This window comes from Gordonia aichiensis NBRC 108223 (assembly GCF_000332975.1).
Taxonomy (GTDB): domain Bacteria; phylum Actinomycetota; class Actinomycetes; order Mycobacteriales; family Mycobacteriaceae; genus Gordonia; species Gordonia aichiensis.
The window spans coordinates 1-8894 of record NZ_BANR01000042.1 but is presented as its reverse complement, the minus strand read 5'-3'; the positions used below and the strand labels follow the sequence as shown (position 1 = coordinate 8894).

Genomic DNA, 8894 nt, shown 5'->3' with positions numbered 1-8894 from the left:
GTACTGCCCGGAGACGTTGATCGAGCCGCCACGGCCCTGGCGGTCGTGTAGCGACACCACAGTGGTCGTCAGACAAGTGACTGTTTCTGGGCCGGGGCTTCCCTAGGGTGGGTGCATGCCCGTTTGGCAGCCAGCTATCCCGCAAGGGTTGCGCCCCCATCTCCTTTCCTGGGTGGGGTACGACTTCACCAGTACCGACACCGTCCACCACGGGGTTCCCTCGATGGGCGTCACGGTGGTGCTGTCGCTCGGAGAGCCCATCGACTGTGGCTGGCTTCATGGCGACGCGCGGCATCTCTGTGACGTACTAGTCTCCGGCCTGCACACCACTCCGGCTCTGATCCAGTCGAGGGGACGCCAGCAGGGCCTCAAATTGTCGCTCCACCCGCTCTCGACCCGTCGGCTTCTCGGGCTGCCGGCCGGGGAACTGGCCGGCTCGATGGTTGATGTGAATGATCTCTCGTGGCCCAGGCACCTGCTCGACCAGCTGCGGCAGTCAATGTGGCCACGACGGTTCCACCTCTTGGCGGCATTCCTCACCAAGAGGCTCGAGCAGCATCCTCATGCACCGCGCGCAGACCTGGTCGAGGCACTCGCGCGGATCCATCGGACCCGAGGCACGATCCCCATCTCCGGCCTGGCTCAGGACGTTGGCCTGTCCAGACGGCGGCTCTCAAGCCTGTTCGACCTCGAGACCGGTCTCTCGCCCAAGCGGGTGGCGCGCATCGCTCGCTTCACCCATGCCAAAGACTTGGTCCAGCGTGGCGCCCAGCCCTCGGACGTCGCGGCGATGGCCGGCTACAGCGACCAACCGCACCTGTCCCGGGAATGGAAGTCGATGACTGGATGGACGCTGCGCCAGTCGAAGGACGATTTCCCATTGCTTCAAGACACCGACATGCTTCCGGCGTGAGGCTAGAGCCATGACGACACCACAGCTGTTCCACTGCCTGCGCTATACAAACGCCGATCGAGGCATCGACTTCCTCCAAGCCATCGGCTTCACCACCGCCATGATCGTGCGGGATCCTGATGACGCGACCTTGGTGGCCCATGCGCAACTTGCCTGGCGTGACAACGGGGGCATCATGCTCGGCTCTGTTCGGGACGATGACCCGCATTACGGGCCGGGGATCTGCAACCTGGTGGTCGCCAGTGATGAGGACGTGGACAGCCTCTTCGCCGCAGCCCTGGCACACGGCGCGACCACCGTCACGGAGCCCAACGACGCCCCCCACGGAGGGCGCAACGCATGTGTCGCTGACTTCGATGGCCACTGGTGGAACCTCGACTCCTACCCAGGAGCCTGAGCCGGGGAACACCCCTCGACACCGTCATGTGCCACGGCTCACGAGTTCGTGCACATCTCAATGAGCCCTGACCCACACAATCTCGCCGCCCGCGGCGGCAACTGGCCTTCCTGGGCGGCGCATGCCCCCAGGAAGGCCTCGTCATGTCCCACGCGAACGCCGCTCTCACCCCTCGCCACCGCCTGATCGTCGGCCGCTTGGTCGTCGATGACGGCTGGCCGATCAGCCAGGTCGCCGCCAGGTTCCAGGTCTCCTGGCCCACGGTGAAGCGCTGGGCCGACCGCTACCGCACCGGCGAGCCAATGCAGGACAGGTCATCCAGGCCGCATCACTCACCGAACAAGACCAACCAGCAGACTGCCAGGCGCTGCGTCCGTCTTCGCCTGCGACTACGGGAGGGGCCGGTGCAGTTGGCCAGCCGACTTGGGATAGCCCCGTCCACGGTCCACCGCATCCTTACAGACGTGCACTTGAACCGGCTGTCGCACGTCGACCGCGCCACGGGAGAACCGGTGCGCCGTTACGTGCACGATCACCCAGGTTCGATGCTGCACGTCGACGTGAAGAAGCTCGGCAACATTCCCGACAGCGGAGGATGGCGCTACGTCGGGCGGCGACAGGGCGACAAGAACCGGGCCGCTACACCCACAAGCCGAAGAACAAGCACTACGACCCGTTGATGGGCATGGCTTCCGTCCATACCGTCATCGACGACCACTCCCGCGTCGCCTATGCCGAGATCCACGACGACGAAACCGCCCGCACTGCCACCGCCGTGCTGGTCCGAGCCGTCGAGTGGTTCAACGCCCGCGGCGTCACCGTCGAGCGGGTCCTGTCCGACAACGGCGGCGCGTACCGCTCACACCTGTGGCGCGACACCTGCGCCGAACTCGGTATCCGGCACAAGCGCACCCGGCCCTACAGGCCGCAGACCAACGGGAAAATCGAGCGCTTCCTCCGCACCCTGGCCGACGGATGGGCTTACGCCCGCTGCTACACCTCCGAAGCCGAACGACGGGGCGAGCTGGACGACTGGCTGCACTACTACAACCATCACCGGCCGCACACGGCCTGCGGGAACCTCCCGCCCTTCTCGCGATTGATCAACGTCTCCGGGCAGTACAGCTAGTGCTCGACTGGAACCACCTCCGAGCACGTCGCGTCGACGCTCCCGCGTCGCCCCTGGACGACCCACTCGACACGCCCGCAGCACAGGTCATCAGCGACAGTCCCGCTTCGCGGACGGTCGGGGTTGGGTGGCTGTGATGTCGCTGCGTTCTCGTCGAGAGGATCAGCAGACCCGATCAGAGCCGATTGGGAAGTCACCTCGGCGGGCGCTGTGAAGGTCTGCGAGGTCGTCACGTAGCGGCTTGCTAAGCCGGTGCGGATTCTCGGCGAGCGGCCCGGAGATGAATTCGATGACAGCGTGAACGATCCGGGATGGTAGACGCCCGAGATCGCGGCGAGCTGGGGATGCGACCTCAGCTCGGTACGGGCTGACCGAGTCGGGCGGTGCATCGCTCATTTCGGCGGCATGCCGTGTTCGGCGCGCAGGTCGTCGATGGACACGGTTTCACCGGCCGCGTACTCGGCGTGTGCGGTAGCGACGTCGTCGCGGACGCCGGCGTGTGAGAGCCAGTAGATCGTGTCGTGCAGCGATTCGAGGTCGTCGGCCGACATCAGCACCGCGGCAGGTTTGCCGTGCTTGGTGATCGTGATGATGTCGTGCGTGCTCTCGGCGCTGTCGATGAGCGCGGAGAGCTTGTCCTTGGCTTCACCGAGGGGCACTGTCGTCATACGTTCAGTGTAGCCGCCACGCTGGCCAGGATATGGCCTGATTTTTAGCCGATAATCTACGTTATGTCACCACCCTGGCGTAGGCGGCCATCGCTCCGGCCAGCACGATTCCTCTGACGCCGACTTCAGCGCGACATCGAACCGGTGGCGCAGACCGCTGCGGGTCTAGTGAGCGTGCCGGGGCCGCGCGGCGTGTAGCTGGCGGTGCGCGGCGGCGAGTTGGTGGCGCAATCGAGCGTTTTCGGCAGCGAGGTCCGGGTTGTGACGGTGTCGGCTTTCTGTGGGTAGGGCGGTCGCGTCGGGCGTGGTGGGTCTTTCGGCTGTAGCGGCGGCCGAGGCTCTGATGCGGGCGAGGATGTCGGGTTGGGTGTAGATCCATGAGCGTGCGACGCCGGCTCGTTGACCTGGGGGCCTGACCCCCCCCCGGCTCAGCCAGGCCCGGTCGCGAAGACGAGGTGGCGCAGGGTCTGGGAGAAGCACCACTCTCCCTCGACCGAGACGTCGACTGCGCCGTCCGGGAGCGCCGATGCGCGGTCGGTCGCCTGGCGCCATGAGCCGTCTACCGCGCCCCATGCCCCGCGCAGTCCCTCGGCGTCCTCGGCGCGCCGCTGCGTCCCGCAGGCTCCTGCCGACAAAGCGGGCACCCTCGAGCTTCAGCGAGTGGGGACCGCGGACACGTCTTCGAAGGTGCCAGCCGACCCCTGGATTCATTGTCAGACACGCCCTAGGCGTTCCGGCCTCAGTGGACTTGGCCGGCGGCTGCGGGACCGATCCGCGGCCGTCGCACGAGTTCGCACGTCAGGCGCAGGGCGCCGACCGCGGTGAGAACCGTCAACACTGACCATGCGGGCATGATCAGTGCTGGCGGGATGATGAGCAGGGATGCGGCCGCCGTGAGGAGGCGGTCCGGCACGAGCTGATGGTGATCGCGCCATCGGTAGGCGACATCGGCGGCGTAGAACAGACCCACCCCGCCACTGAGGGCGATGGCCGGCAGCAGCGGTAACGGGTCGAACACGTGCTCGAGCGCCACGCTGGCGCCGAAGCCGAAGAAGGCGACCCCGGCGACCAGGGGAAGGTGGAGGTAGCTGTAGGCGTCGCGGGCCAGTCGGGCGCGTTCGGGCCCGTCGGCGTCTTTGAGGCGTTGCTCGGCGCCGGCGGTCAGACCGAAGTAGGTCCACCACAACGAGGCGGCGATCAGGACTCCGAGGACAGCGGCGGCGAGCACGACCGGTTGCTGCAGGTGCTCGCTGGCCCCGGTGCCCAGCCCGACGACGGCTTCACCGAGCGCGATGATGATGATGTTGCCGTGGCGCTCGACGAAGTAGGAGGGCATTACCCGGAAAACCTCGACCCCGGCGACCAGGGGTCCGCCGAAGTCGATGATGGCTGCGCCGATCCAGAGCAGCTCTCGGTAGGGGGCTGGGAAGGCGACGGCGATCAGGACTGGTGCGATGAGCAGGCTCGGGGCCAGCCGCAGGAGGCCTGCACGGAGGTGTTCGTCGTCGTGGGAGGCGTCCACGACGAACAAGACCAGGTGGATGACGCGGATGGCGAGCAGGGCAAGCCCGAAGACGAAGGCTCCGGTGCTGAACGCGGTCGGGAGTGCGCTTACGGCCAGCAGCATCGCAGCCATGGCGGCGATGACCAGGCAGCGAAATACCACCCGATTCGTGGTGAAGGTGTTGGTGAGCCAGGTGTAGCAGACCCAGGCCCACCACACCGCCAGTAGGCCGAGCACACCATGACCGAAACCCCGCCACGAAACGTCGTCCCGCACCAGCTCGGTCAGCTGCGCCATGGCGTACACGAACACCAGGTCGAAGAACAGCTCTAGGTTGCCCACCGACCCGCTGCCGCTGTCCCGCGCGTCGGCCTCGCTGCCCGGCTCAGAGTTCTCTGACATCCGCGAAATCATCCCCTTTCAAGCCCGGCAACTCCCACCCTCACCGACGGTGCTGCCGCGCTGCCCGGACCGACCGGGCTGCGCCCTTGGTCAGGGTCACAGCATTTCTAGTGGTCGCGGTCCGCTCGGGGGCGGGAACGCACGGTCCAGAGCATCCAGGTCTTCGCGGGTCAGCTCCACGTCCAGTGCTGTGGCGTTGTCTCGCACGTGCTGCGGGCTGCTCGCCTTGGGGATCGTGCAGAGCGAGTCGCGGCGCAGCACCCAGGCGATGGCCGCCGCCGCGGCGCTGACGCTGTGACGCGCCGCGACGTCGTTCAGCGTCGTGTCGTGAAGGATGCGGCCCTGCTCGATCGGCGAATACGCCATGACCGGCAGCTGGTGGTCGGCGCACCACGGCAGGAGGTCGTACTCCGGTCCTCGCCGCGACAGGTTGTACAGCACCTGATCCGTGGCCAGCCCGCTGCTGCCCGGCACGTCCTGCAGGTCGGCGAGGGCCCGGTGGTCGAAGTTGCTGACGCCCCAGTATCGGATTTTCCCGTCCTCGACGAGCTGTTGGAAGGCCGCGACGGTGTCCTGCAGCGGGTACCTGCCCTGCCAGTGCAGCAGGTAGAGGTCGATCCGATCGGTGCCCAGGCGTTTCAGGCTGCGTTCGCAGGCCGCGATCGTGCCGGAACGGGAGGCGTGGGACGGAAGGACCTTGCTGACCACGAATGCCTCGTCGCGGCGACCCGCCAATGCTTCACCGACCACCTCCTCCGCGCCGCCGTCGGCGTACATCTCGGCGGTGTCGACCAGCGTCACGCCCAGCTCGAGGCCGGCGTGCAGCGCGGCGACCTCGTCGCCGCGGCGGCCGGGGTCCTCACCCCAGCCCCAGGTGCCCTGGCCCAGCACAGGGATGGACTCCCCGCTCGGCAGCGTTATCCGTCGCATCCGCGATCACTTCCTTCTGGTTGTCCTGAGGTGGGACGTGGGCTGAGATCCTCGAAGACATCTCAGGGGTGCAAGGTGTCAAGCGGCGAGGTTGATGCGGTGGCCCCAGGCGGTGTGTTCGTCGTAGAGAGTGCGGTGGGTGCTACGAGTAGTATTCTCCCCCAGTGCTTTTCAAGTGCCGATAATTTACCTTATGTCAGGTAAACCACTGCATATTGCATCAGATGCATCACCTCGCCACTCCTCCTGGTCCTGACCGCGGTCACGAATCCCGTTGCTTAGCAGCGGCATTCGAGCAAGCAACACGGCTTTGACGCGAGGCTGGGCGCTTGAGGCCGGGCTGCGTTGCCAGGAAGTCAACCCGATGACCTGCGGAGTGGCGTTGATGATGCATTGGATGAAATCAATGATGCATCAGATGAGACGCCCCGGCGATCTGTAAAAGGATTGCTGTGGCAACCCGGTCCGGCGCATAGTCGTGGCATGCTGCGCTTCTGTGCTGATGTCTCGGCCGCGGACTGGATCACGCGAAGTCGTGACGCGACCGACGACGTCGCGTCGGGCCAGGCATGGAAGTCACTAGCACTGTTCGGCCCTCCTGAGTTCGAGGCCTACGCGCGGGTCCGCTTCATGCCGGATCCCGGATCGACAGGTACAACAGCGCCCGCCCGCACACCCGCCTCGGCAACGCCCCACCCGCCGAGTACGAGGCAGCGCACTGCGCTGAGCCCACCAAGTCATCGCGACCGGCAATGACACCTGCATAGACGTGGCATCAACGCGTAGATGTTTCAGTTTCTTCTGTGCTGGGGCTGTGTCAGGTGCTGGACCGGGTGTAGGCAGCGGCGCGCACCACATCGTCGTCCTCCAGTCCAGCTCCTATTGCTCCGCCCACGGTGGCCAGGCTGGCGGTGAGCCAGCTGATCTTCGCGTAGTCCAAAGCGTTCACTGGGTGACCGGCGACACCGGCCAGTACCTGCTCGTCGATGAGCAGCAGCGCGCCGACCCAGGACAGTATGAATAAGCCGAGGTAGAACACCACAACCCCGATGGCCACGGTCGCGGTGGTGGCCAAATTGAACAGGATCACCTGCTCACGTTGGGCTCGCCGCCGTGGGCGCTCCCACAAGTCGGCTCCCAGGATCAGGGTGGCACCCACCGCCCCGATCGCCATCACCGCCAGCAGGACCAGGCGCACCGGCCCGTAGGCCATGGCCAGTACCCATAGGTCCGAGGCCACCAATGTCAGCATGCCGGTGGCCGCTGCCCCGACCAGCGCCCGGGAGAGCCGGGCCACGAAGGCCCAAGGCTGGTTGGCGCGGATCATGCCCAGCAGCAACCGCACGTTGCCGCTCAGCACTCGGGCCGTGAACTGCACGACGTTGTCGTCCGGGCGTTCGTCGAGATCGGTGGACAGCTGGTGGGCTCTTCGAGCAAGATCCCGCTGGGCGTTGGGGTCTTCGGCGTCGTAGCCCAGGAGCTGCCCGACCACGTGCACGGTGGTCTCTTGCACCTTCTGCCGCACGTGCACGGGTCCCAGGGTTGGGACGGAGACCAGTCCTACCCCGTGCACGGGGCTGAGCTGGGTGAGCACCGGACGTCGGCCGGTCTTCAGGGGGATCTCGGTGAGCACCACGGCCAAATCCCAGTTCTCCTCCAGCACGCGGTTTCGGGCCGCCTCCAGCAGGTCCAAGGTCTCGGTGGGTGGATCGACCAGCCGGTCTTCGGCCATCTTCAGTTGCCAGCGCACTCCCGGATACCGCTGCACCAAAATCTTGCGCACCGAGGTGGTGACCTCGGGGCCGAGCACCGCACTCAGGGATGGTGAGACCACCAGGCCGATGAGCAGCTCGGCATCGGAAAGGGGTTCGGCAGGATCGGCGGTGGATCGGCAACGCTCAGCAGTCACCCCTCCATGGTGAGGCAACCACGGTCGGATTGCCACTGGCTCGATGGAGCCCCCAAGGTTTCGCGCAGCACCGCGGGCCGGATTCGGTGGTCGCCTCGATCCCGGAAAGAGCGGTGCTGCTCACTGCGAAATCCTCTCCCCGCCGACGCCGCCAGCGCGAAGACATCACAGCCAGCGGGCCCGGCACCTGCCGGTGTCGAGGACGGCTTCTCGATGATGCTGCAGTGACGGATCGGTTAAAGTGCTTCGGCGGTGTGGGAGCAGTGATCAGCGTGGGGCCGGTCGATTCCGTTCGGACAGGTGATGCATCGACTGCCCAGCGGCAGGTGCGGTATCTGGCAAGTCCAGCCGTCACCGACCTCGAGAGGGTTGCTAGACATGAACCCGTCAACGTCGGACATGTAGGTGTCGGCGGCCCGCTTGGCGGCCCCACAATCAACGCCGGGAGTCAACGCCACAATGTCCAGGATGCCGTCTGGTCCCCAGGCCACCCCGCAGCTACGGTCCCTGATCCATGCCGGCGGCGGGGGAGTGACGATAGTGGTGGGCGCCTGGGTCGGCGACGAACTGGAGCCACTCGATGCAGTGTCCTCGCTGTCGCTACAGCCAACTGTGGTCAGTGCGATGGCGACCAGGCCGGGTTTATCGAGTCGTTCAACAACCGGCTGCGCGACGAATGCCTCAACCGCAACTGCTGGCCGACGTTGCTCGAGGCCCGTGTAGTCATCGCCGACTTCAAAGACGACCACAACCATCGGCACCGCCACTCGGCACTGGGCTACCAGACCCCGGCCGAGTACAGTGCCGGATGCACCCACCGGCATCACCCCGTGGGCTGCGAGATCGACTGATCAACTGCAAGTTAGGAACTGGCTCTAGAACTGACTGGACCGGTTATCGGGGACCTGCCACCGGGTCGAGCGGCCGGACGGACCACTCCGTCATTTCGGCAAGAACTTTGTCGGCCGATGTGAGAGTTCGCGTCGGAAACCACGCAGCTCAGCGCCTTCGAGCGTCTCAGGTATGTGTCATCGAGTCTTAA

8 protein-coding genes and 3 pseudogenes are annotated in these 8894 nt (G+C 66.0%); 5 read left to right on the top strand and 6 right to left on the bottom strand.

Features of this window, described 5'->3' with window-relative positions; translation table 11 throughout:
- The first annotated feature begins 115 nt into the window (after window positions 1-115).
- The 3 genes and pseudogenes from GOACH_RS21960 (at window position 116) to GOACH_RS21950 (ending at window position 2439) form a co-directional block, all read left to right on the top strand.
- Window positions 116-913: a helix-turn-helix domain-containing protein gene (locus tag GOACH_RS21960; RefSeq protein ID WP_005180139.1), complete on the top strand. Its 798-nt coding sequence runs from the start codon at window positions 116-118 to the stop codon at window positions 911-913.
- Between the two features lie 10 nt (window positions 914-923).
- Window positions 924-1310, top strand: a complete 387-nt coding sequence (locus GOACH_RS21955) for a VOC family protein (RefSeq protein WP_005180136.1) — start codon at window positions 924-926, stop codon at window positions 1308-1310.
- A 143-nt stretch (window positions 1311-1453) separates the two neighbouring features.
- Window positions 1454-2439, top strand: a pseudogene (locus GOACH_RS21950) (IS481 family transposase).
- Window positions 2440-2622: 183 nt separating this feature from the next.
- Here GOACH_RS21950 and GOACH_RS24680 read toward each other — a convergent pair.
- From GOACH_RS24680 to GOACH_RS21925, 5 genes and pseudogenes are all read right to left on the bottom strand, one after another.
- Window positions 2623-2835 (bottom strand): annotated as a pseudogene (locus GOACH_RS24680) (type II toxin-antitoxin system RelE family toxin); the annotation flags it as partial.
- Complete coding sequence (locus GOACH_RS21940; protein WP_039857037.1) at window positions 2832-3107, bottom strand: type II toxin-antitoxin system Phd/YefM family antitoxin; 276 nt, start codon at window positions 3105-3107, stop codon at window positions 2832-2834. The gene GOACH_RS21940 and the pseudogene GOACH_RS24680, both read right to left, overlap by 4 nt.
- Window positions 3108-3535: 428 nt before the next feature.
- Entirely contained in the window at window positions 3536-3742 is a 207-nt protein-coding gene (locus GOACH_RS21935; protein WP_152930178.1) for a hypothetical protein, read from the bottom strand.
- A 104-nt stretch (window positions 3743-3846) separates the two neighbouring features.
- Window positions 3847-5013 carry a low temperature requirement protein A gene (locus GOACH_RS21930; RefSeq protein ID WP_005180121.1) on the bottom strand — a complete coding sequence of 389 codons (1167 nt, stop codon included), beginning with the start codon at window positions 5011-5013 and terminating at the stop codon, window positions 3847-3849.
- 96 nt (window positions 5014-5109) lie between these two features.
- Entirely contained in the window at window positions 5110-5904 is a 795-nt protein-coding gene (locus GOACH_RS21925) for an aldo/keto reductase (protein ID WP_235434494.1), read from the bottom strand.
- A 522-nt stretch (window positions 5905-6426) separates the two neighbouring features.
- Here GOACH_RS21925 and GOACH_RS23895 point away from each other — a divergent pair.
- A complete protein-coding gene (locus tag GOACH_RS23895) occupies window positions 6427-6699 on the top strand; it encodes a hypothetical protein (protein ID WP_157227933.1) in 273 nt (90 codons plus the stop codon).
- Window positions 6700-6760: 61 nt separating this feature from the next.
- On the opposite strand, the gene GOACH_RS21920 is transcribed toward GOACH_RS23895, so the two are convergent.
- Window positions 6761-7852, bottom strand: a complete 1092-nt coding sequence (locus GOACH_RS21920; RefSeq protein ID WP_005180116.1) for a hypothetical protein — start codon at window positions 7850-7852, stop codon at window positions 6761-6763.
- 638 nt (window positions 7853-8490) lie between these two features.
- Between GOACH_RS21920 and GOACH_RS24430 the strand changes: the two are divergent.
- Window positions 8491-8703 (top strand): annotated as a pseudogene (locus GOACH_RS24430) (integrase core domain-containing protein); the annotation flags it as partial.
- Between the last annotated feature and the right edge of the window lie 191 nt (window positions 8704-8894).